18 protein-coding genes and 6 tRNA genes are annotated in these 22,577 nt (G+C 53.3%); 9 read left to right on the top strand and 15 right to left on the bottom strand.

Going from position 1 to position 22,577, the window contains the following annotated elements; translation table 11 throughout:
- Nucleotides 1-224 precede the first annotated feature (224 nt).
- From BJF97_RS20985 to BJF97_RS20970, 4 genes are all read right to left on the bottom strand, one after another.
- Nucleotides 225-300, bottom strand: a tRNA-Lys gene (locus tag BJF97_RS20985).
- A 4-nt stretch (nucleotides 301-304) separates the two neighbouring features.
- Nucleotides 305-380: transfer RNA gene (locus BJF97_RS20980), tRNA-Val, on the bottom strand.
- A 46-nt stretch (nucleotides 381-426) separates the two neighbouring features.
- A tRNA-Val gene (locus BJF97_RS20975) sits at nucleotides 427-502 on the bottom strand.
- Between the two features lie 44 nt (nucleotides 503-546).
- Nucleotides 547-622, bottom strand: a tRNA-Val gene (locus BJF97_RS20970).
- A gap of 259 nt (nucleotides 623-881) precedes the next feature.
- On the opposite strand from BJF97_RS20970, the gene gltX reads away from it, so the two are divergent.
- Entirely contained in the window at nucleotides 882-2,300 is a 1,419-nt protein-coding gene (gene gltX, locus BJF97_RS20965; RefSeq protein WP_014230306.1) for a glutamate--tRNA ligase, read from the top strand.
- A gap of 60 nt (nucleotides 2,301-2,360) precedes the next feature.
- Here the strand turns inward: gltX and BJF97_RS20960 are convergent, their stop codons facing one another.
- Together BJF97_RS20960 and BJF97_RS20955 are read right to left on the bottom strand one after the other, a co-directional pair.
- Complete coding sequence (locus BJF97_RS20960) at nucleotides 2,361-2,753, bottom strand: YfeC-like transcriptional regulator (RefSeq protein ID WP_032694850.1); 393 nt, start codon at nucleotides 2,751-2,753, stop codon at nucleotides 2,361-2,363.
- Nucleotides 2,754-2,757: 4 nt separating this feature from the next.
- Entirely contained in the window at nucleotides 2,758-3,111 is a 354-nt protein-coding gene (locus BJF97_RS20955) for a YfeC-like transcriptional regulator (RefSeq protein WP_004852968.1), read from the bottom strand.
- 219 nt (nucleotides 3,112-3,330) lie between these two features.
- Here BJF97_RS20955 and BJF97_RS20950 point away from each other — a divergent pair.
- From BJF97_RS20950 to BJF97_RS20940, 3 genes are all read left to right on the top strand, one after another.
- Nucleotides 3,331-3,406, top strand: a tRNA-Ala gene (locus tag BJF97_RS20950).
- 41 nt (nucleotides 3,407-3,447) lie between these two features.
- A tRNA-Ala gene (locus BJF97_RS20945) sits at nucleotides 3,448-3,523 on the top strand.
- A 201-nt stretch (nucleotides 3,524-3,724) separates the two neighbouring features.
- Nucleotides 3,725-5,905 (top strand): EAL domain-containing protein, encoded by a 2,181-nt coding sequence (locus BJF97_RS20940; protein ID WP_032694849.1) that lies wholly within the window; start codon nucleotides 3,725-3,727, stop codon nucleotides 5,903-5,905.
- A 42-nt stretch (nucleotides 5,906-5,947) separates the two neighbouring features.
- Here the strand turns inward: BJF97_RS20940 and BJF97_RS20935 are convergent, their stop codons facing one another.
- A complete protein-coding gene (locus BJF97_RS20935; protein WP_004104312.1) occupies nucleotides 5,948-7,150 on the bottom strand; it encodes a NupC/NupG family nucleoside CNT transporter in 1,203 nt (400 codons plus the stop codon).
- 346 nt (nucleotides 7,151-7,496) lie between these two features.
- Between BJF97_RS20935 and BJF97_RS20930 the strand changes: the two genes are divergently transcribed.
- Nucleotides 7,497-8,732 carry an Nramp family divalent metal transporter gene (locus BJF97_RS20930; protein WP_025106644.1) on the top strand — a complete coding sequence of 412 codons (1,236 nt, stop codon included), beginning with the start codon at nucleotides 7,497-7,499 and terminating at the stop codon, nucleotides 8,730-8,732.
- Between the two features lie 42 nt (nucleotides 8,733-8,774).
- On the opposite strand, the gene BJF97_RS20925 is transcribed toward BJF97_RS20930, so the two are convergent.
- A complete protein-coding gene (locus tag BJF97_RS20925; protein ID WP_014230302.1) occupies nucleotides 8,775-9,125 on the bottom strand; it encodes a DUF2502 domain-containing protein in 351 nt (116 codons plus the stop codon).
- Between the two features lie 130 nt (nucleotides 9,126-9,255).
- Nucleotides 9,256-10,248: an L-glyceraldehyde 3-phosphate reductase gene (mgrA, locus tag BJF97_RS20920; RefSeq protein ID WP_014230301.1), complete on the bottom strand. Its 993-nt coding sequence runs from the start codon at nucleotides 10,246-10,248 to the stop codon at nucleotides 9,256-9,258.
- Nucleotides 10,249-10,424: 176 nt separating this feature from the next.
- On the opposite strand from mgrA, the gene BJF97_RS20915 reads away from it, so the two are divergent.
- Nucleotides 10,425-12,086, top strand: a complete 1,662-nt coding sequence (locus BJF97_RS20915; RefSeq protein ID WP_032694848.1) for an alpha-keto acid decarboxylase family protein — start codon at nucleotides 10,425-10,427, stop codon at nucleotides 12,084-12,086.
- On the opposite strand, the gene BJF97_RS20910 is transcribed toward BJF97_RS20915, so the two are convergent.
- Nucleotides 12,083-13,318, bottom strand: a complete 1,236-nt coding sequence (locus BJF97_RS20910) for an ion channel protein (RefSeq protein WP_014230299.1) — start codon at nucleotides 13,316-13,318, stop codon at nucleotides 12,083-12,085. The two genes, BJF97_RS20915 and BJF97_RS20910, sit on opposite strands and share 4 nt — an antisense overlap.
- A gap of 253 nt (nucleotides 13,319-13,571) precedes the next feature.
- On the opposite strand from BJF97_RS20910, the gene glk reads away from it, so the two are divergent.
- Nucleotides 13,572-14,537, top strand: coding sequence for a glucokinase (gene glk / locus BJF97_RS20905; protein WP_014839151.1), 966 nt, complete (start codon nucleotides 13,572-13,574; stop codon nucleotides 14,535-14,537).
- Nucleotides 14,538-14,581: 44 nt separating this feature from the next.
- Here the strand turns inward: glk and BJF97_RS20900 are convergent, their stop codons facing one another.
- Nucleotides 14,582-15,325 (bottom strand): LytR/AlgR family response regulator transcription factor, encoded by a 744-nt coding sequence (locus BJF97_RS20900; protein WP_032694853.1) that lies wholly within the window; start codon nucleotides 15,323-15,325, stop codon nucleotides 14,582-14,584.
- Nucleotides 15,326-15,336: 11 nt separating this feature from the next.
- Nucleotides 15,337-17,016, bottom strand: a complete 1,680-nt coding sequence (locus BJF97_RS20895; RefSeq protein ID WP_161506375.1) for a sensor histidine kinase — start codon at nucleotides 17,014-17,016, stop codon at nucleotides 15,337-15,339.
- Between the two features lie 398 nt (nucleotides 17,017-17,414).
- Here BJF97_RS20895 and alaC point away from each other — a divergent pair, with 398 nt between their 5' ends.
- Nucleotides 17,415-18,653, top strand: coding sequence for an alanine transaminase (gene alaC / locus BJF97_RS20890; protein ID WP_009654875.1), 1,239 nt, complete (start codon nucleotides 17,415-17,417; stop codon nucleotides 18,651-18,653).
- Nucleotides 18,654-18,694: 41 nt separating this feature from the next.
- Here alaC and ypdK read toward each other — a convergent pair whose 3' ends face one another.
- Nucleotides 18,695-18,766 (bottom strand): membrane protein YpdK, encoded by a 72-nt coding sequence (gene ypdK, locus BJF97_RS34325; protein ID WP_077777854.1) that lies wholly within the window; start codon nucleotides 18,764-18,766, stop codon nucleotides 18,695-18,697.
- A 366-nt stretch (nucleotides 18,767-19,132) separates the two neighbouring features.
- On the bottom strand, nucleotides 19,133-20,320 hold the full coding sequence (locus tag BJF97_RS20885; RefSeq protein WP_014839149.1) for a cyanate transporter: 1,188 nt from the start codon (nucleotides 20,318-20,320) through the stop codon (nucleotides 19,133-19,135).
- A 166-nt stretch (nucleotides 20,321-20,486) separates the two neighbouring features.
- Here BJF97_RS20885 and cynR point away from each other — a divergent pair, with 166 nt between their 5' ends.
- Nucleotides 20,487-21,419, top strand: a complete 933-nt coding sequence (gene cynR / locus BJF97_RS20880) for a transcriptional regulator CynR (RefSeq protein ID WP_014230296.1) — start codon at nucleotides 20,487-20,489, stop codon at nucleotides 21,417-21,419.
- A 180-nt stretch (nucleotides 21,420-21,599) separates the two neighbouring features.
- Here the strand turns inward: cynR and BJF97_RS20875 are convergent, their stop codons facing one another.
- Nucleotides 21,600-22,463 carry a hypothetical protein gene (locus tag BJF97_RS20875; protein WP_032694846.1) on the bottom strand — a complete coding sequence of 288 codons (864 nt, stop codon included), beginning with the start codon at nucleotides 22,461-22,463 and terminating at the stop codon, nucleotides 21,600-21,602.
- Nucleotides 22,464-22,577: the final 114 nt, after the last annotated feature.

Raw genomic sequence — 22,577 nt, 5'->3', positions numbered from 1 at the left:
CGGGTCGTGCAGGATGACTCGTTTCGCTCGCCCTCCGGGCCGTCGCCGCAGGCGGCTCCGTTGTCTCTCTTCGCTACTCGTCTCATCCTGAGACTCGCCCTTCGGGCAACGCTACGCGTTGTGCAAAATTGTTCCCGACAATTTTGTCGACTCGAACCTGCGGCAGGTTCGAATCTTATATATCGCAGATAGCAAAAAAGCGCCTTTAGGGCGCTTTTTTACATTGGTGGGTCGTGCAGGATTCGAACCTGCGACCAATTGATTAAAAGTCAACTGCTCTACCAACTGAGCTAACGACCCGAAGTGGTGGGTGATGACGGGATCGAACCGCCGACCCCCTCCTTGTAAGGGAGGTGCTCTCCCAGCTGAGCTAATCACCCACTTCGGTACTTCATTTTACGGCAAGAAATCCAGCTGGCGAGAAAGTGGTGGGTGATGACGGGATCGAACCGCCGACCCCCTCCTTGTAAGGGAGGTGCTCTCCCAGCTGAGCTAATCACCCACTTCTCAATTTCTTGCTACACGGCGGAGACTACGTAAAGTAGTTGGTGGGTGATGACGGGTTCGAACCGCCGACCCCCTCCTTGTAAGGGAGGTGCTCTCCCAGCTGAGCTAATCACCCCCGCTGTGTGGAGTCGCATTATAGGGAGAGTTGAAAATGAGTCAACGCCTTTTCTAAATAATTTGTTTGTTCGTCGTAAAATTAAACAAAACGATCGCAATGTCATCCGTGGCGCATGATTTATAAACAAAAAGGGGAAAGCGTGACGTTGAAACGGTAACAACATTGAGGAATCAGCCCACGGTGTTAGAATATTCCTCCATAAAATCCAACGAACACTGCCGCGTGTCGGCACCTTTATCAAACGTAAGGCCACTTCATGAAAATCAAAACTCGCTTCGCGCCCAGCCCGACAGGCTATCTGCACGTTGGCGGCGCGCGTACTGCTCTCTATTCCTGGCTTTTTGCACGTAACCACGGCGGTGAGTTTGTGCTGCGTATTGAAGATACCGATCTTGAGCGCTCCACGCCGGAGGCCATTGAAGCCATTATGGATGGAATGAACTGGCTGAGCCTGGAATGGGACGAGGGTCCGTACTTCCAGACCAAGCGTTTTGATCGCTACAACGCCGTTATTGATGAAATGCTGGCAGCGGGCACGGCCTATAAATGCTATTGCTCTAAAGAGCGTCTGGAAGCGCTGCGTGAAGAGCAAATGGCAAAAGGCGAGAAGCCCCGCTACGACGGTCGCTGCCGCCATGGCCACGAACATCATGCTGATGACGAACCTTGCGTCGTCCGTTTCGCCAACCCGGAAGAGGGTTCCGTTGTTTTTGATGACCAGATCCGCGGTCCGATCGAATTCAGCAACCAGGAGCTGGACGATCTGATTATCCGCCGTACCGATGGTTCTCCAACCTACAACTTCTGCGTCGTGGTTGACGACTGGGATATGGAAATCACCCACGTTATTCGCGGCGAAGACCATATCAACAATACCCCGCGCCAGATTAACATCCTGAAAGCGCTGAATGCGCCGGTGCCGGTTTACGCCCACGTCTCGATGATTAACGGCGACGACGGTAAGAAACTGTCCAAGCGCCACGGTGCGGTCAGCGTTATGCAGTATCGCGACGACGGCTACCTGCCGGAAGCGCTGCTGAACTATCTGGTGCGTCTGGGATGGTCCAGCGGCGACCAGGAGATTTTCTCTCGCGAAGAGATGATTAAACTGTTCAGCCTGGGGGCGGTGAGCAAATCGGCGAGCGCGTTCAATACGGAAAAGCTGCAGTGGCTGAACCACCACTATATCAACTCGCTGGCCCCGGAGTACGTGGCAACGCATTTACAGTGGCACATTGAGCAGGAAAATATCGACACCCGTAACGGCCCGCAGCTGGCTGAGCTGGTGAAGCTGCTGGGCGAGCGCTGCAAAACCCTTAAAGAGATGGCGGCGAGCTGCCGCTATTTCTATGAAGATTTTGCCGAGTTTGATGCCGATGCGGCGAAAAAACATCTGCGTCCTGTTGCTCGTCAGCCGCTGGAAGTGGTGCGCGACAAATTAGCCGCCATCAGCGACTGGACGGCGGAAAACGTCCATCATGCGATTCAGGCGACGGCCGATGAGCTGGAAGTGGGGATGGGAAAAGTGGGAATGCCGCTGCGCGTCGCGGTGACCGGTGCGGGTCAGTCTCCGGCGCTTGATGTGACCGTCCATGCGATCGGTAAATCACGTAGCGTAGAACGTATCAACAAGGCGCTGGCCTTTATTGCTGAGCGCGAAAGCCAGCAATCCTGATCCTGATACAGCGATTGTTAAACGGCGGGGATAGCGAACCCCGCCGTTTTTTTTTGCCCGTTACTTCGCATCAGTAATGCCAAGCCGGGACAGAAACCCGCTGATCCCCTCGCGCGCAAGAAAATCCCGCAGGTGCAGCTGCTCAGTTGGGGTCATCAGGTGCATGGTCTCGACAATCTGGCGCCAGATTGTGTCCGCATCGTTCACAAAGTATTTGACGGGCGGTTCCGCCAGCTGGTTATCCATGGTCAGATGCCGCAGCGCCGGGATATTTGCCAGGAAATCGATCACCGACCTGTCGATGACGATAAGGCGAGCGCGTCCGCCTTTGACTCCGGGGATCGGTTCCGTCCGCCATTTTTGTTCTCTGGCCCAGCGGTTTATGGTTTGCCGGGCGAGGTTAAGGCAATCGGCGAGCTCCGCTGGGGTCATTTTATCTTTAAGTTTCATCATGCTTTCACCGATCGCGAATGCCGAGTCGGTTGAGTAACCCGGTGATTCCTTCACGCAGCAGCAGCGACATCAGCAGCTTTTGTTCTCCCGGCGTCATCTCTTTACACAGGGTAAGCAGCAGAGATTCGAGATCGTTATCCGTTGCGGAATAGGGGACAGGGTTTTCGGCCACGCGCTGCGCGCTGCGAATAAACTCGCGAACCTGCTCATTAACATGTACGAGGCGCGCTTTGCCACCCTGTACGCCGGGGCGCGGGGACGTTTGCCATCCCTCTTTACGTACCCATTTGTTAATCGTTTGCCGACTGAAGCCAGTCAGATGCGCTATTTCTTCAGGTGTCATTCGTTCCTTGAGCATACTATTTCCTGAGTAAATATGTGGGAATTAGTTGCACATGTTATAGCATCCTTTTAAAGGAAAGAGTGACATGTTTAACTTCTGGCTGCGATAAGGCTCGCAATGTCAGCCGTTTGCCTGCTTTTTCAGCGATCAAATAGCCGGGATTGATTTTGCCGTTGACACCTGGCGAAGGAATTCATATTATGCCGCCCGTCAACACGACACGCTTTACGTTACGGGGCTATAGCTCAGCTGGGAGAGCGCTTGCATGGCATGCAAGAGGTCAGCGGTTCGATCCCGCTTAGCTCCACCAACACCTGCACCCATCAGGTTTGGTTCGTAAAGAGGTCCTGTGGGGCTATAGCTCAGCTGGGAGAGCGCTTGCATGGCATGCAAGAGGTCAGCGGTTCGATCCCGCTTAGCTCCACCAAATTCGGAACCCTCGCTACGGCGGGGGTTTTTTGTTTGTCTGGCGGAGGAAATGTAAAGCATTCTCTGAATAAGTCAGCAAACCTCTGCGTTAAGTAATTTCAGATTTTTTCACTATTTAAAATCTTGCCTGCCTTTATTAAGCAACATAATATCTGTTTCCTGAATATATTTGTTGCAGCCGGAGTTTTAATTAACAATAATGATTGATCATCTTAACATTAAGATCAAAAAAACTCTGCTGGCGCTCCTGGTCTGCTTTATCGCAATTCCGCTGTCCCGATTTATTTCCCCACAAACCATTATTGACGGAAATCAAATTTATCTGGCATGGCTACCGCTGAGCTTAATGTATTCCGTACTTTTTATTTTTGGCCGCTACGCCGTTGCGCCATTGATTATCGCGTTTGCGATCACTAATGCCTGGATAATCGATCTGACGCTAACCCAGGCGCTGATCCTGCTATTTTGCCAGCTCTTCTCGGTTTTCCTGTCCTGCGCGATTGTTCGCTTTCAGCTTGGAAGGCGCTGGCGCGCTGGGCTGACGGCAAAACATATGGGCGCGAGGATTTTTTGGGGCGGTTTTTTTTCACCGCTCCTTTTGAAGGTCACCATGTATCTGGCGGGGCGTTTTTTTGCTTTTCCGTTGGCAATATCCAGCTATTTCGGCAGTATGTCGGTTATTTACACCATTATTGATATACAAAGCCTGATTAGCGCCGCATTAATTTTCACGACATTTTTTTATTATCCGTTGCGGATGATTATCAGTCCACGTTATGCACGAGCATTCTGGCGCAATCTTTGCCACTCATGGCGGGCGGGCGAGCAGCGGGTATTTACGTTGTATTGGTTTGTGGCCCTGGCGGCAATATTACTGGTGCTGTGTACGCCTTATGATTCTGTTTTTATTGCCGGTTATTTAGTCCCGCTTATTTTCATTTTATACTTCATTGGTATTAGCCGCCTGGGGCATACGCTGATTCGCATTTCATGGTCCGTTTCAGCCTTTTTACTCGTGGCGTATAACCAGAATTTTTTACACGGCGTACAAACTGAATATTCACTGTCGTTTGTCCTTTCGGTACTCATTTGTTTCACTATCTGCCTGTTTTATATGGCGGATATCTACGCTCGCAGTGAAAGAATGAAGTTCAGATGGCGGGATCAGGCGGAAGAAGATCCGCTAACCGGTTTACCGAATCTGCGCGCGCTGGAGAGTCACCTGCAGCGGAATCCTGCTGTGGCCATCAGCAGCCTGCGCATTCAGAATCTGGACTTCCTGAGCCGCCATTATGGCATGATGATGAGAGTGGAGAGCAAACGGCAGATAGCCCGGAAGCTACAGCCGCTATTAGCTCCCGGCGAGCGAATATTTCAGCTTCCCGGCAGCGAGCTACTGCTGGTACTGAAGGGGCCGGAGCCAGAGGCGCGGTTAAGTCATATTGTTTCCACGCTTAACCATAAAAAGTTTAGCTGGAATAACCAGGCGTTGGATCTGGAATTTGGCGCATCGTGGGGCGGCTACCGCGGCATAGAATCTGAGCTTCACCCGATGCTTGGTCAGCTTAGCTGGTTATCGGAGCAGGCCGGCGCTGCGCGGCGCGTATTACCGCTGGACGCGGCGCAAGAGCAGATTTCCGATCAAACGAGCGAACAGGTACGGCTGCTGGCGAAGATTAAGCAGGCGCTTAACGAACGTGGGCTGGTGCTGTACGCCCAGCCTATCCGTGACGCCTCCGGAGAGGGGTATTACGAGATACTGAGTCGTATGCGCTGCGGTAATACCATCATTACGCCCGATCGGTTTATCCCGCTGATTGCGCAGTTTAACCTGAGCCAGCGTTTTGATATGCAGGTGCTGGAAACGCTGTTTAGTTCGCTCAATCACCATCAGGGTCAGCATTTCTCCGTCAACCTTCTGCCCTATACGCTGATGCAAAAGGATAGCGCGACGCAAATCATCGCGCTGTTTAAACGCTATAACCTGTCGGCGGAGGCGATAACGATTGAAGTTACCGAAGAGCAGGCGTTTTCCGATGTCGAGACCAGCATGCATAACATCCAGCTGCTGCGAGATTTCGGTTGCGGTATAGCGATTGATGACTTTGGTACCGGCTACGCTAACTACGAGCGTCTGAAAAGCCTGCGGGCCGATATCCTGAAAATTGACGGCTGCTTCGTGCGTGATATCGAGACCGATCCGCTGGACGCCATTATGGTCAAATCCATTATTGAAATGGCTAAGGTTAAGAAGATGAAAGTGGTGGCGGAATACGTTGAAACGCCGGAGCAGCGGGAAAAGCTTCTCGAGTTAGGCGTCGATTATCTCCAGGGATATCTGGTGGGTAAGCCGCTGCCGTTGAGCGAACTGCGGGCATGAAAAAGCCGGGACTTGCCCGGCTTTCGCGATACCGCTGACGAATTACAGTACCAGCGCGGCGATAGACGCAGAGAGCACGCTCACCAGCGTAGAACCGTACACCAGCTTCAGGCCGAAGCGGGAAACCACGTTACCTTGCTCTTCGTTCAGGCCCTTAATCGCGCCGGCGATGATACCGATAGAAGAGAAGTTGGCGAAGGAGACCAGGAAGATAGAGATGATGCCTTCCGCACGCGGAGAGAGCGTGGCGGCAACTTTCTGCAGATCCATCATGGCGACGAATTCGTTAGAAACCAGCTTGGTGGCCATAATACTTCCTACCTGCAGCGCTTCACCTGCCGGTACGCCCATCACCCACGCAACCGGATAGAAGATATAGCCGAGGATCCCCTGGAAGGAGATGCTATAGCCGAACCAGCCGGTGACGGTGGCGAACAGGGCGTTCAGCGCGGAAATCAGCGCGATAAAACCAATCAGCATGGCGGCCACGATAATCGCCACTTTAAAGCCTGCCAGGATGTATTCACCCAGCATCTCGAAGAAGCTCTGTCCTTCATGCAGGTTAGACATCTGCAGATTTTCTTCGCTTTCGTCAACGCGATACGGGTTAATCAGCGACAGCACGATAAAGGTGCTGAACATGTTCAGTACCAGCGCCGCAACTACATATTTCGGCTGCAGCATGGTCATGTACGCGCCCACGATAGACATGGATACCGTAGACATCGCGGTCGCCGCCATGGTGTACATGCGGTTGCGGGACATCTTGCCAAGAATATCTTTATAGGCGATGAAGTTTTCGGACTGGCCCAGAATCAGCGAGCTGACAGCGTTAAAGGATTCCAGCTTGCCCATGCCGTTGATTTTGGACAGCACGGTACCAATCGCGCGAATGACGATAGGCAGAATACGAATATGCTGCAAAATACCAATCAGCGCAGAAATAAAGACGATCGGGCACAAAACCTTCAGGAAGAAGAACGCCAGGCCTTTGTCGTTCATGTTGCCGAAGACGAAGTTTGTCCCTTCGTTGGCGAAACCGAGAAGTTTTTCAAACATCTCGGAGAAGCCCTTCACAAAACCCAGACCAATGTCAGAGTTCAGGAAGAACCAGGCCAGCAGCACTTCAATGACAAGCAGCTGAATGACATAACGAATACGAATCTGCTTACGGTTGTGGCTGACCAACAGGGCCAGAATGGCCACCACTACGATCGCGAGAATAAAGTGCAGGACGCGGTCCATATTTGCTCCAAATATGAGGCAGGTTAAATTTCTGTGCACATTCTATGTAACAAGCGCAAAGAAAACGAGAGTCAGCACACACTATTGCAAGGATATGTGACTAATGGCAAAAATAGTGATCAACCATGCATTTTTGTTATGTTACGTAAAGGTTTTAAAAGTTGCTCGGTTGTACTATTCTGGTGATTAATTAAAAGCGTTTATCAGTTCCCCGGTTTTCCGTTGCCAACCCGCTATCGTTCTCTCCTATCACAGCAATCATTATCATCGCTCCAAATGAACTTGATAATCATTCGCATTTTGATAGCATAAAACATAGCAAAGGCTATATTTCCAGAGGCAGAAAATGACCAACAGTCGCGTTGAGAATAGCAGCGGTCGCGCAGCGCGCAAGATTAAGCTCGCCCTGATGGGGCCGGCGTTCATTGCTGCCATTGGCTATATCGATCCGGGTAACTTCGCCACCAACATTCAGGCCGGCGCCAGCTTTGGCTACCAGCTGCTGTGGGTGGTGGTATGGGCTAACCTGATGGCGATGCTGATTCAGGTGATGTCGGCGAAGCTGGGCATCGCCACCGGTAAAAATCTGGCGGAGCAAATTCGCGACCACTACCCGCGTCCTGTGGTGTGGTTCTACTGGGTGCAGGCCGAAATTATCGCTATGGCGACCGATCTTGCCGAGTTTATTGGCGCGGCTATCGGATTTAAGCTGGTGCTCGGCGTGTCATTGCTTCAGGGCGCTGTATTGACCGGAATTGCGACGTTCCTGATTCTGATGCTGCAGCGTCGCGGTCAAAAGCCGCTGGAAAAAGTGATAGGCGGGCTGCTGTTGTTTGTCGCCGCAGCGTATGTCGTTGAGCTTATCTTCTCCCAGCCCGCGCTGGCACCGCTGGCGAAAGGGATGATCGTTCCTTCACTGCCGACCAGCGAAGCGGTGTTTCTTGCCGCCGGGGTATTGGGGGCGACCATCATGCCGCATGTTATCTACTTACACTCATCGCTCACTCAGCACCTGCACGGGGGGACGCGCAAAGAGCGCTATAACGCCACGCGCTGGGATGTCGCCATCGCCATGACCATCGCGGGTTTTGTTAACCTGGCCATGATGGCGACCGCCGCCGCCGCCTTCCACTTTAACGGCCACACCGGGATTGCCGACCTCGATCAGGCCTATCTGACGCTGGAGCCCTTACTGAGCCACGCGGCAGCTACCATCTTTGGTCTGAGCCTGATAGCGGCGGGTTTATCCTCCACGGTTGTGGGAACCCTGGCAGGGCAGGTGGTAATGCAGGGCTTTATCCGCTTCCATATCCCGCTGTGGTTTCGCCGGGCGATCACCATGCTGCCGTCGTTTATTGTCATTTTAATGGGGCTGGATCCCACGCGTATTCTGGTGATGAGCCAGGTATTGCTGAGCTTTGGTATCGCCCTCGCGCTGGTGCCGCTGCTGATATTCACCAGCGATTCCCGATTAATGGGCGACCTGGTCAATTCCCGGTGGGTAAAACTGCTGGGGTGGGGGATAGTTGCGGTCGTTGTGCTGCTTAACGGCTGGCTGATTATTGGAACGATATTCAGTTAAGCGTGACGATGAAAAAGGGAGCCGAATGGCTCCCTTTTGCGATTAATGATGGCCGTGGCCATGTCCGCGTCCGCCGCCTGGCCCACGCCCCCAGCCGCCGCGTCGGTCATCGCGATCTTTCCAGCCTTCACGATAGCCGCGTTCGTAGGCTTTACCTTTATCCCAGCCGCGATGCCAGCCGTTGTCGTGACGGCGCCAGCGGTTATCGCGCCACTCATAGTGTCGACGCCAGTAATCACGGTCGCGCCAGCCGCCACCGTCCCAGTAGTTACCGTAATTGTCGCGATCGCCAATTTGTAATTTTATTGATGGCAACAGGGTGATTTCACCAGCGTTAGCGACCAATGGCGCTGAAGCCAGAAGCACTGCAGCCAAAATCAGTGACCTGAACATACTCTTCTCCTTCACGATCGGGGCCGTTGTCGGCCTGTTAACCTGATATTACGGGGCGGTAAAGCCCCGCCGCATCGGAGGAACTCCTAAATCGCAAGTGAGAGCACTTTTTGCTAAAGTAACAATGAATTTACACCGCAAGGATCGCGTCAATGGTGGCCCGTTCTTCGGCGCTGAAATGGCGGTTTTCCAGCATGCCAACCGCATCGTCGAGCTGCGAAGTTTTACTGGCGCCAATCAGTACCGACGTCACTTTCTCATCGCGCAGTACCCAGGCCAGCGCCATCTGTGAGAGCTTTTGCCCGCGGGATTCGGCCAGCGTATTCAACTGACTAATCTTTTCCAGCTTGCTTTCAGTAAGCTGCTCCGGTTGCAGGAACCGGCTGCCGCTGGCGGCGCGGGAGTCCGCCGGGATACCGTGCAGGTAACGGTTGGTGAGCTGGCCGCCCGCAAGCGGTGAAAACGCTATACTTCCCACCCCCGCGCTCTGCAGGAAATCGAGTAACCCCTCCTCGACCCAGCGTTCAAACATCGAATATTTGGGCTGATGAATCAGACACGGCGTGCCGAGATCGTTAAGGATATTGACGGCTTCCCGGGCCTGTTCGAGCGGATAATTCGATAATCCGACGTAGAGCGCTTTCCCCTGGCGGACGATGTGGTCCAGCGCGCCCATGGTTTCCCGTAGCGGCGTTTCGGGATCGGGGCGGTGATGGTAGAAGATGTCGACATAGTCGAGACCCATTCGCTTAAGGCTCTGGTCGAGGCTGGCAATCAGGTACTTGCGCGATCCCCAGTCGCCATAGGGGCCGTCCCACATGGTGTAACCGGCTTTACTGGAGATAATCAGTTCATCGCGATAGGGCAAAAAATCCTCTTTCAGGATGCGGCCAAAATGACTCTCCGCCGAACCCGGCGGTGGCCCATAGTTGTTGGCTAAATCAAAATGAGTCATGCCGAGATCGAATGCGTGACGCAGAAGCTGGCGGCTGGTTTCCACCCGCGTTTCGTCGCCAAAATTGTGCCAAAGCCCAAGAGAAATCGCCGGTAGCTTTAGTCCGCTATGACCGCAGCGGCGGTACTCCATCGTTTGATATCGCGTGGCGTTTGCCTGGTAAACCATACTTCCTCCGCAGATAAAACAGGGTTGTGTATACGTTTACACTAAAGAATGTTTGCCGCGGAGTACACACCCTGAAGGCGTAAATTTTGCTTTCCACCGCCATTGTTGAGCGCAATCTGGACAGCGCACCTGCTTATTCAATACTCAACTTACCTGCACGAGAGGAGAGTAAGGATATGCAACCGACTTATACCATTGGCGATTATCTGCTGGATCGTCTCGTAGATTGCGGCATAGACCGCTTGTTTGGCGTACCGGGTGATTACAATTTACAGTTTCTCGACAGCGTTATCGCGCAGCAGAGCTTAGGGTGGGTAGGTTGTGCTAGCGAGCTAAACGCCGCCTATGCCGCCGATGGCTATGCGCGCATTAAGGGCGCGGGCGCGCTGTTGACCACCTATGGCGTCGGTGAACTGAGCGCGCTCAACGGCGTTGCCGGGAGCTACGCTGAGCATGTACCGGTCCTGCATATCGTCGGCGCTCCCTGTACCGGCGCACAGCAGCGCGGCGAGCTGCTGCACCATACGCTTGGCGACGGTGATTTCAGCCACTTTTCGCGTATGAGTGAACATATTACCTGCTCTCAGGCGGTGCTGGCGGCGGGAAATGCCTGCCATGAAATAGACCGGGTACTGAGTGAAATGCTGACCCAGCATCGCCCCGGTTATCTCATGCTGCCGGCCGATGTGGCCAAAGCAAAGGCCACCCCGCCAGCTCACCGCTTGCTTATTCACACGCTGCCCGCCGACGAGAACCAGCTGGCGGGGTTCCGCGAGCACGCCGAGCGGATGCTCAGAAGCAGCCGTCGCGTATCGCTGCTGGCGGATTTTCTCGCCCAGCGCTATGGGCTACAAAACGCTCTGCGAGAGTGGGTGGCGAAGGTGCCGGTTGCTTACGCCACGATGCTGATGGGCAAAGGGCTTTTTGATGAGCAGCAGCCTGGGTTCGTCGGGACTTACAGCGGGATAGCCAGCACAGAGGATACCCGCGATGCCATTGAAAGCGCGGATACCATTATCTGCGTCGGCACGCGTTTTACCGATACCATTACCGCCGGTTTCACCCAACACCTTCCGCAGGAAAAAACGATAGAAGTCCAGCCCTTCGCCGTGCGGGTTGGCGATCGCTGGTTTAGCCGGGTACCGATGGAAAAGGCGCTGGATGTCTTAATCGAACTCTCTGCCAGCCTGGCGGCAGAATGGCATGCGCCAAATGTTCAGGCGCCGGGCGTCAGCGGCGCGCCAGAGGGGAGCCTGACGCAGAAAAACTTCTGGAGTACGGTGCAGAAACAGCTGCGCCCGGGAGATATTATCCTTGCCGATCAGGGGACGGCCGCTTTTGGCGCCGCCGCGCTTAAGCTGCCCCCTGACGCAACGCTGATTGTCCAGCCGCTATGGGGATCGATAGGCTTTACCCTTCCGGCAGCCTACGGGGCGCAAATCGCGGCAGCTGACAGAAGGGTGGTGCTGATTGTTGGCGATGGCGCTGCGCAGTTAACTATTCAGGAGCTGGGGTCGATGCTCAGAGACAAGCAGCGCCCGCTGATCCTGTTGCTCAATAACGAAGGCTATACGGTCGAGCGCGCAATTCACGGCCCCGAGCAGCGCTATAACGATATTGCGCTCTGGGACTGGAATCGCCTGCCTGACGCTTTTGCGCCCGATGTCCCTTCCCGATGCTGGCGAGTGACGCGCACCCACGAACTGCAGGAAGCGATGAATAGCAGCGTCGCCTCAGACAGGCTGACGCTGGTGGAGGTGATGCTGCCAAAAATGGATATTCCCGACTTTCTGCGCACGGTCACTCAGGCGCTGGAAGAGAGAAACAGCCGGGTTTAATCTCCACGCTTCCTGGCAATCATCAAGGGTTTACCGGCCAGCAGCAGCCAGGCCGGAAGCATGACGATACACAGCAGCGGAAGCAGCGTGGAATCGGGCACCACGACCGCTGCCATAAACAGGCTCAACCAGCCATCACGCGTCACTACCAGCGTCAGTCCGAGGATGGCGCAGGAAACGGTGATGGCTGCCGGCACGGCATCCACGTGTGCGTGAAGCATCAGGCCTAGCGCGACGCCGACGAACACCGCCGGAAAAATTCGACCGCCGCGAAAACCACAGGCGGCCGCCAGCACCAGCGCCGCCAGCTTCACCAAAGCAATAAGCATGTAATCGCTGGCGGTTAACGTCTGGCTGAAGGCTAATTGCTGCATTTCATCCAGGCCTTTAAACAGCGTGATATGCCCGCCGACGACGCCCAGGATCCCCAATAAAAATCCGCCAATACCGAGGGTTAAGATCGGATTTTTCAGCCGCTGCATCAGCGCGTGCAGGCGCGGTAAGCACCAAACGCCAACCATGCCGACGGCAATAGCAATCAGCGTCACGATAGCCCCGCTAAAGATATCGACAAGCTGCCACCGCTCGTAGTGCGCAATAGGTAACGAAAAGTTGGGGTGGAAAAACAGCCCGGTGGTCAGAGAGCCCGCCGCCGCGGCAAGTAAGGGGGCGAAGAGTCGGTCCCAAAGCGGGACATCGTTACTGCTGTTCAGCGTTTGCGAAAAGATCAGCGCCGCGGCAACAGGCGTGCCAAATAGCGCCCCGATAGTGCCGGAGGACGCCAGGATCGTCCAGTCCAGCGCGCTGACTCGCGGGAAAAGGCGGGAGCCAAGCGCCACCGTGAGGGCGATATTAATCACCATGATAGGATGCTCCGGCCCGAGGCTAACGCCGCCCGCCAGGCCGACGATCAGCGCAGCGAGCAGGCCGGGCAGAGCGCCGGGACTCACCGGTGCGCCAATGAGTGACTCGGTGGCCGGATCGGGTCCGGCGTGACCAGGACTAAAACGCACGACCAGACCTACGGCGATGCCGGTGCCGGTGAGGATAGCTATCGTCCAGAAAGGGCCGCTGGCGTTCATGCCCAGCAATCCAGGCAGGCTACTCCAGAGAATATTCTGCAGCATGGCTGCCGTTTTCATCGCCACAATCAAGACCAGGCTGGCAGCAATACCAATCACGATTGCGGGTATCGATAATAACAGCATCGTTCTGGCGCGCGGGTGCAGCATGAAAATATCCTTCTGAAGGTTTCGACGCACTACTTTGCCCGGGCGCGTTAAGGTCGTTGGCGCAAATGGTGCTGAAACGATAAAGTAAAGAGCTGGCCTGACGATCGGCCGCACAATAATTTCATAAATTACAGCCTAACTGTGACGTAGGTCGCTAAACAAAGGGCGCTTATGCGTTGGTCGTTGTTGTTAGGACGTCATGAATTTAGAGTGTGCCAAAGAATCATTTTGACTTTAGCGGAGCCGTAACGGAATGACAAAATTTGCTTTAGTAGGGGACGTTGGCGGAACGAATGCTCGTCTGGCGTTATGCGATCTGGCAAGCGGGGAGATCTCCCGTGCTAAGACCTATTCCGGGCTCGATTATCCCAGTCTTGAAGCCGTTGTTCAGGTCTATCTGGAAGAGCATAACGTCCGGGTCGAAGACGGCTGTATTGCCATCGCCTGTCCGATTACCGGCGACTGGGTGGCGATGACCAACCACACCTGGGCATTTTCTATCGCTGAGATGAAAAAGAACCTGGGTTTCTCGCATCTGGAAATCATTAACGATTTTACCGCGGTATCGATGGCGATCCCCATGCTAAAAGCTGAACATCTGATTCAGTTTGGCGGCGCGGAACCGGTGGAAGGCAAGCCGATTGCCGTCTACGGCGCCGGTACCGGGCTGGGCGTTGCTCATCTGGTACACGTTGATAAGCGCTGGGTGAGCCTGCCGGGTGAGGGCGGCCATGTGGATTTCGCCCCCAATAGCGAAGAGGAAGGCATTATTCTCGAAGAGCTGCGCAGCGAGCTGGGGCACGTCTCCGCTGAACGCGTCTTATCTGGGCCGGGGTTGGTTAATCTTTACCATGCGATCGTGAAGTCTGACGGGCGTCTACCGGAAAATCTGCAGCCTAAAGATGTGACCGAACGCGCGCTGGCCGATACCTGCATCGATTGCCGCCGCGCGCTGTCGCTGTTTTGCGTCATTATGGGCCGATTTGGCGGTAACCTGGCGCTGACCCTCGGCACCTTTGGCGGCGTGTATATTGCTGGCGGTATCGTGCCGCGCTTCCTTGAATTCTTCAAAGCCTCCGGCTTTCGCGGCGGTTTTGAAGATAAAGGCCGATTTAAAGCCTTCGTCCAGGATATTCCGGTCTATCTGATTGTCCACGACAATCCGGGACTGCTGGGCTCCGGCGCTCACCTGCGTCAGACTCTGGGGCAGATTCTGTAAGCCCCGTCTCTTACCCGAATAAAATGATTATTCGGGTAAATCCTCTACAAATGCATGAGCTGGCGAAACTCTTTCACCTTGCTGCGGCTCACCGGTACCTGAAACTCAAGGTCGCGTAGCCGCAGAATATAGGTGTTGTTGAACCAGGGTTCGATTTCGCGAATTTTGCTCAGGTTGACGCAGTACGAGCGGTGACAGCGAAAAAAGTGCGCCGGCGGTAGCTTGTTGCAGAACTCCGTGATATTCATCGGCATCACGAAGGACTCCTTGCGGGTATAAACGAACGTCATCTTTTCATGCGCTTCCGCGTAGTAAATATCGTGGATGCTGGTAACGATAATCCGTTCATCTTTAACCAGATTAATCGTGTCGTTTTCCCTGGCTGGATTGGCCGCTGCCCCGCTACCGGCGCTGACCTGCTGCTGTTGCTGCCAGGCGCCGGTCAGCTTTTGCAGCATGTTGATAATGCGCGATTCCTGGTAGGGCTTGAGAATATAATCAAACGCCTCCAGCTCAAAGGCTTCCACCGCATGCTCTTTCCACGCGGTAATAAAAACGATAAAGGGCTTATGCGCGAACTGGCTGATGTTTTGCGCCAGCAGTACGCCATCCAGAGATGGAATATTGATATCGAGAAAAATGGCGTCGACTTTGTTGTGCTGTAAAAACTTCAGCACATCCAGACCGTCGTCAAAGGTACCGACAATCTCCATTTCGCTATGAGTGTTAATCAACCAGGTGAGCTCTTGCTGCGCGAGGAACTCATCTTCCACAATGATGACCTTCATTTTATCTCCGCTCATGACAGCAGCGACTCCGTAGCCACCTGGGGCGCGTGTTGGGTTGGCACATAGAAGGCAATTTCGGTCCCCGGCGTCAGGCGTCGGATATGCAGTCCTTCCCCGTACAGTAGCTTGACCCGGTGATGAACATTGAGTAAACCGATTTTATTTCCCGGCATTTCGTCAGCCTCTACCCTCGCTACCACCGCAGGGTCGATACCGTTCCCCGTATCGCGAACGCTAATTCGTACCCGATTCCCGCACTCATTGATGCCAATGGTCACCACGCCTTTTCCTTTGCAGGGCTGAATCCCGTGGACGATAGCATTCTCCACCAGCGGCTGAATTAGCAGGCTGGGGATCATAAAGCTGACTTCATCATCAATATCATAAATCACCGTCAGCTTGTCGCCGAAGCGAGCCTGTTCAATCGCGATGTAATCCTTGATTTGATACAGCTCCCTTTTGATATCTATCTGTTCATCATCTTTTAATTCAATGTTGTAGCGTAAATAGCGCGACAAATTAAAAATTAACTGACGCGCGGTGTCCGGATTCATGCGAATCGACGATGAAATGGCGTTCAGCGCATTAAATAAGAAATGGGGATTGATTTTGCTTTGCAGCGCCCGCAGCTCGGCTTTATTGGCCATTTCACGCAGCTGTTCAGCGCGGGAAACCTCCAGCTGCGTAGAGATGATTTGCGACAGGCCTACCGCCATTTCCTGCAATGAGGAGGTGATGCGGTGTGCGTGGCAGTAATAGATTTTTAGCGTACCGGTGACGACGCCTTTTTCCCACAGCGGAATGACCAGCATAGAGTGTATTTCCGGCGTGCGATGAGCTTCATCATTGTTTTTAATAATGATTTTCCCATAGCGGATCGCCTGTTGCGTCGTTGGGCTGATAAAGTCATCGTTATCGCGGTAGTTGATTTCCCCGACGCCGACGTAGGCCATCACGTGCTGGGTATTGGTAATCGCGACGGCATCGGCACTGATATCGCGGCGGATAATGTCGCATACCTGACGCAGGGACTCGCTGTTGACGTGGCGAAATAGCGGGAGAGTTTTGTTGGCGATGTCGAGCGCCAGTTTTGCCTGACGGGCGGCGCTGGCTTCCTTTTCCCCCTCAACGCTCTGCACCAGCAAAACGATAAAGCCGATACATACGCTGCCAAGGATCATCGGAATACCAATCTTAGACACGATGTCTATCCCCAGCGCGAATGAAGGCGCCCACACGATCACGAGAATCATGGTTAAGGTTTCGCATAGCATCCCGGCGAGGATCCCCGCTTTCCAGCGCTGGGCTTTCGGCACTTTACGACCAATAAAACCAGAGAGCAGACCGGCGACAATGCTGGTAATAAAGCAGGGGACGGCGGTGACGCCATCAATATCAATCAGGTAGCGATGTACGCCGGCGATCGCGCCGACGATAGCCCCAACCCACGGGCCGAACAGGATCCCGCCGGACATGACCGCGATAATACGCACGTTGACCAGCGATCCCTCGACCGGTACGCCTGACCAGGTGCTAAAGAGGGCAAAGAGAGAGAAGATTGCGGTAACGGCCAGCAATTCTTTAGGGGTGTGCGCGGATTTATGCAGAAGTTCACGAAACAGGCGCAGGCGAATGAGGAAAAAGAGACAAATCAGCATTAATGCCGCGCGGTCAAAAACCGCCAGCAGCATAGTAAATATTTCGTGCATGTGTGCGCCGTGTTAATCGCGAGAAAGCAACATGATAGAAAACCTCGCGGCAGAAGGCCAGCTGAAGGCATGAATAGGGAAAAGTCTTACAAATAAAAGGGGATTAATAACAAACACCCGCGATTCAATAGCGTCTACGGATGAGCAAGCATTTAAGTAAAATTAAAGATATCAGTATGTTAATTTTGATGGAGTAGGCGAGGAGGGGAAAGAACGTTGCTGCCGTATTTAGTCGTACTGATACCCGTTTTTATCGCCAGAAATTATTTTTCTCTGCCCCTCTCGACAGCAGGAAAATTTTCGGGTTATTTTCTAAACGTGCTGCACAGGCAGCAGCGTCGCTCGGACGGTCCGGGCGCTAACGTTAATCCGAGGAATCTATGGCTGAATTCAGTCCTGAACGCCGTTTTACGCGTATCGATCGTCTCCCCCCTTACGTTTTTAATATCACTGCTGAACTAAAAATGGCTGCGCGACGCCGCGGCGAAGATATTATTGATTTCAGCATGGGTAACCCCGATGGCGCCACTCCGCCGCATATCGTTGAGAAACTCTGCACCGTTGCCCAGCGTCCCGATACCCACGGCTATTCTACTTCCCGCGGCATTCCGCGCCTGCGCCGGGCGATTTCTCGCTGGTATCAAGAGCGCTATAACGTTGAGATCGATCCGGAATCAGAAGCGATAGTCACCATTGGTTCAAAAGAGGGGCTGGCGCATCTGATGCTGGCGACGCTTGACCATGGCGATACCGTACTGGTGCCAAATCCCAGCTATCCCATCCATATTTACGGTGCGGTGATTGCCGGAGCCCAGGTACGTTCGGTACCTCTGGTCGAAGGCGTGGATTTCTTCAACGAGCTTGAGCGCGCGATTCGTGAGAGTTACCCGAAGCCGAAAATGATGATCCTCGGTTTCCCCTCCAACCCGACCGCACAGTGCGTCGAACTGGAGTTCTTTGAGAAAGTCGTGGCGCTGGCGAAGCGTTATGACGTGCTGGTGGTGCACGATCTGGCCTATGCCGATATTGTTTACGATGGCTGGAAAGCGCCCTCTATCATGCAGGTCCCCGGCGCGCGCGATGTCGCCGTCGAATTCTTTACGCTCTCTAAAAGCTATAATATGGCGGGCTGGCGTATCGGCTTTATGGTCGGTAACAAAACGTTGGTTAATGCGCTGGCGCGCATTAAAAGCTATCACGATTACGGCACTTTCACCCCTCTACAGGTTGCGGCGATTGCCGCGCTTGAAGGCGATCAGCAGTGCGTTCGCGACATTGCCGAGCAGTATAAACGTCGTCGCGATGTGCTGGTGAAAGGGCTGCATGAGGCCGGATGGATGGTGGAATGTCCGAAGGCGTCAATGTATGTCTGGGCGAAGATCCCGGAGCAGTATGCGGCGATGGGCTCACTGGAGTTTGCTAAAAAGCTGCTGCAGGATGCAAAAGTCTGCGTTTCTCCGGGCATTGGCTTTGGAGACTATGGCGATACCCATGTACGCTTTGCGTTAATTGAGAACCGCGATCGTATCCGCCAGGCGGTGCGCGGCATTAAATCAATGTTCCGTGCCGACGGGCTGCTTCCCGCGTCGGCTAAGTTGACCAGCGAAAGCCACGAATAAAAAAAGGAGCCGAAAGGCTCCTTTTTTTTACACCGTTAAAGCTAGATCATCAGGGCGAAAGTTCCGGCCCAAACGATGACCATAAAAGAAATGCCCATTAAGAAATATTTCACGACTCATCACTCCGCGCTCTCGGCGAGACGCCTTAAATGAATTTGCTCTTCATTGCCTGCTCAGCTATCGCTCACGAAAACGACGCTTTTTCAGCGGGCGGTAGCTGTAAATTCTGAGCGTAAACGGCTCCAGATGGCGCTAATGTACGCCTAAAAAATGAGGGAAACAAGAGCCATTTTTTTATTAATTTTTAGTTACTTACGAGTGTCGTGATTCGGCGACACATTAATTTCATTCGGTATTAAATTTCATTCTGGCGACGGTCATTAACAACAGTTTTTGTACTGATATAGTTGTTTGATTTTGTGCTTTTTTCTGCCTGAATGCGGGAGGTGTTAACTATCCCGCATGAGGAGATGACGGGTTTAGCGAGCGGCTGAATCCTGATGTTGCCACTCTTGCGGGTAGCGTGCGGGAGCGAAACGCAGCGTTATGGCCATTAGGGCCAGGACGCAGGCGGCGTGAAGCATCCAGTCGAGCTGGTAATTGCCGCTTAAACTCCGCAGCAGTCCCGACAGCCAGGGGGAAAGCCCGGCGACAATAAAGCCTACTCCCTGCATAAACGCGACCAGTCGGCCCGCAATGGCGGGGTGCCTGGCGTGATCGAGCGCCAGGACCAGACACAGCGGAAATGCGCCGCCAAGCCCAATACCGCAGCAGATGGCCCAGACAAGCGGTACCTGCTGCGGTAGCCAGATAAAACCGCAGAAGCCGACAAGCTGTAAGGCCAATGCCAGCATCAGAAGCGTTCGTCGATCCTCATGTCTGGCCAGGATGGGCAGCAGGAGCGCTCCGCCGGTCTGGCCGATGGTCATTAACGCCAGCAGGGTACCGCTGAACTGCGCGCTGTAGCCCGACTGCATATAGTAAGGCGGCAGCCAGGCAATCAGGCTGGCATAGCCGCCGTTGATCAAACCAAAATAGAGGCTGAGCGTCCACGCGCGACGATGGCGAAAAAGCGTGACCCGGGTTGTTGATGGCGTCCGGGCGGGTAACGTTCGGCTTAGCGGCCACCAGCAGAGGAGCGCGGCGGCGGCGGGTAACGCCCACCACGCAAGCGCGTGATACCAGATAGCGCTATGCTGCGCCAGCCACGGCGTGAATGCGGCGCCCAGGCCACCGCCGCCCATCAGCGCCGCGGACCAGAGCCCCATCACCTGCGGCGTCCGACGATGAAAAAGACGCTTTATCACCGCGGGAATGAGCGCCTGAATAATACCAATGCCGATTCCGCCAAGGAGCGCGCTGCTGAGTAATAGCGCGCTCTGCGGTACCAGTTCGCGAAGTAAAGCCCCGGCGACGATCGTTAACAGGCTGAGGGAGATACTTTGACGCTCGCTGAAATGACGGTTAATCCAGCCGCCGGCTAGCGCCAGCAGACCCATGGCGATCACCGGTAGCGCGGTGAGCAGAGAGGCAAGCGTGAAGCTCATGCCGCTTGCCTGCTGGATCTGCGGAAGGAGGGGGCCAACAGAGGTCAGCAGCGGACGCATATTGATACCGATAAGCACCAGTACCAGCAGCATCGTGCCATTACGTTGCGTCAGGTTCATCGTTGAGTGGCCGGCGTTTGTTTCGCAGTGGGGAAGGTATTGAGGCAGCTCATGCCGATCTCCTGTGGCGTTTGGTAAAGAATCGCGAGCAGAGTACGTAACTTATTTCATAAGTTAAAATACTTAATTATGATTGAGTTCATTTGAATTTCTTATGGATGAATTCATGCTGCCGCGACACCTCAACTACTTCATTGCCGTTGCTGAACACGGCGGCTTTACGCGAGCGGCAGCCATCCTGCATGTTTCACAGCCGGCTTTGTCGCAGCAGATTCGACAGCTGGAAGAGACGCTGGGAGTACGGCTTTTTGATCGCAGCGGGCGCAACACTTGCCTGACGGACGCCGGCAAGGTCTGGTTAATTTATGCGCGCCGGGCTTTACGGGAACTGGCCGAGGGGCAGCGCGCGCTCCATGATGTTGACGATTTGCAGCGCGGCACCTTACGTGTGGCGATGATGCCAACCTTTACCCATTATTTTATGGGGCCGCTGGTGGCTTCGTTTTATCAACGTTACCCGAATATAACGCTGGATATACAAGAGCTGGCGCAGGATCGAATGGAGACTCTGCTGCTCAATGATGAGCTGGATATCGGGATCGCTTTCGACGGTAGCGATTCGCGGGATATTGTGTCTCAGCCGCTGCTCTCTGAAACCCTGGCGCTGGTGGTTGGCCGCTCTCATCCTCTGGCGGCGACCCGTCGTGTGGCGCTGACGGCGCTCAATCAGGCGTCACTGATTCTGCTAAGCTGCGCTTTTGCTACTCGCGAACAAATCGATCGCGACTGCCGACAGCGCGGTATTCAACCGAAAGTGCAGATGGAGGCCAACTCGATTAGCGCAGTGCTGACCGTGGTTGAACGCACGTCGTTGGCAACCTTGCTTCCTGCTGCTATTGTTCAGGGGCGTGACGATTTAACCGCGATCGAACTCGTGCCATCATTACTGGAAAGAACCGCGTGTTTGATACAGCGAAAGGGGGCCTGGCAAAGCGCCGCGACCCGAGAGTTTATACCAATGGCACATCAGGCTGCGTCAATATTGAGCGCAGGGCAGGGTTTTCAGGAATCCACTGGCGGAGACTTAACGTCATGTTGATTCGCTGTATATGAAGTGATTCATAAACATCAGGAGCGTTTATAGAGAACAGTTTTATTGTGAAGTCAGATGTATATATGAATTCATATTGAAATGCATTTCACATTTGCTACTGCGTTGCGCGCCCTGTACCTATAGCGCTGAAATGATTCATTCTGATATAATTAAATTAAAGAAGTATCATTCGAACGTATATTCTGACGTCGGAAGATTAATGCTGCCGTAGCTGGAAACCACGCCTTCAGACCTGAGTTTATCCATAGCCCTATTAAATATTTTATTTTTTTTGTTTTCAGTCGCGTTAAGCATGTTATCGCCAAAATGTGGATTGGATTGGATGATGTGATTGATAAATTCAATGAGCAACTTATTTTGCATAATCGTTGAGGGTGTCACCATATCTTGCTCCTCAGGTAAATGTAAGGCTTTTTCAGAAAGTTCGAGAGGGCGACTGCTGATGGTATGTTCATAAATTTTCTCAATCGCCTGACTTGTGATGTAAAGCTTACTCAGCGTGATGGTTGGTCTCTCATCCTCGTCCGGTATGAAGTGACAGAAGAGGACATTGGTGGCCGGTGATATGATGCTTATCCTCTCCTCGGTAATCATGCCATCAGGCGTTTCTAAGATCTCCATTAAATTTCTTGTGTGGCAGTACCATAACCCGGAGACGGAAACCCGGAGTTTCAGCTGGGTAATCGGCATACCATATTGGGCTTCCTGATTTGCTTCACTATCATTAAATTTAAAAATTTTGTTAATTTTGGAATGCCGTGACCAAGATCTTTCGCTGATGCTCAATTCATCAACATTGGGTGCGTTAAGAAAATAGAGATTATTACTGCTCTGGCCATGTTGGAACGCACCTTTTAATGTTCCGTTAATTTTACCTACTTTTATGCACAGGCTTATCGCGCCAATATCATGCCAATGAAGCAGATCTTCTATTTCACAATTCAATAATTTTTTAGCGCGAGATATTGAACAGTATTCCAGGGGGGGAAGATTGTTTAGTTTCCATATGTTTCTTTCTTTTCTTTCCATGGTCTATATCATCTTATGAAAAATAGGGGGTTATGGTTTTCTTAAATTGACCTCTATCGACGTTGCGACGATTTAGATTCATACAAAATATTTATCAAAACAGATGTTTTATAT

This window comes from Klebsiella sp. LTGPAF-6F, from assembly GCF_001753185.1.
Classification (GTDB): Bacteria; Pseudomonadota; Gammaproteobacteria; order Enterobacterales; family Enterobacteriaceae; genus Klebsiella; species Klebsiella michiganensis.
The sequence above is the reverse complement of the archived record's forward strand: the minus strand, read 5'-3'. Positions and strand labels throughout refer to the sequence as shown.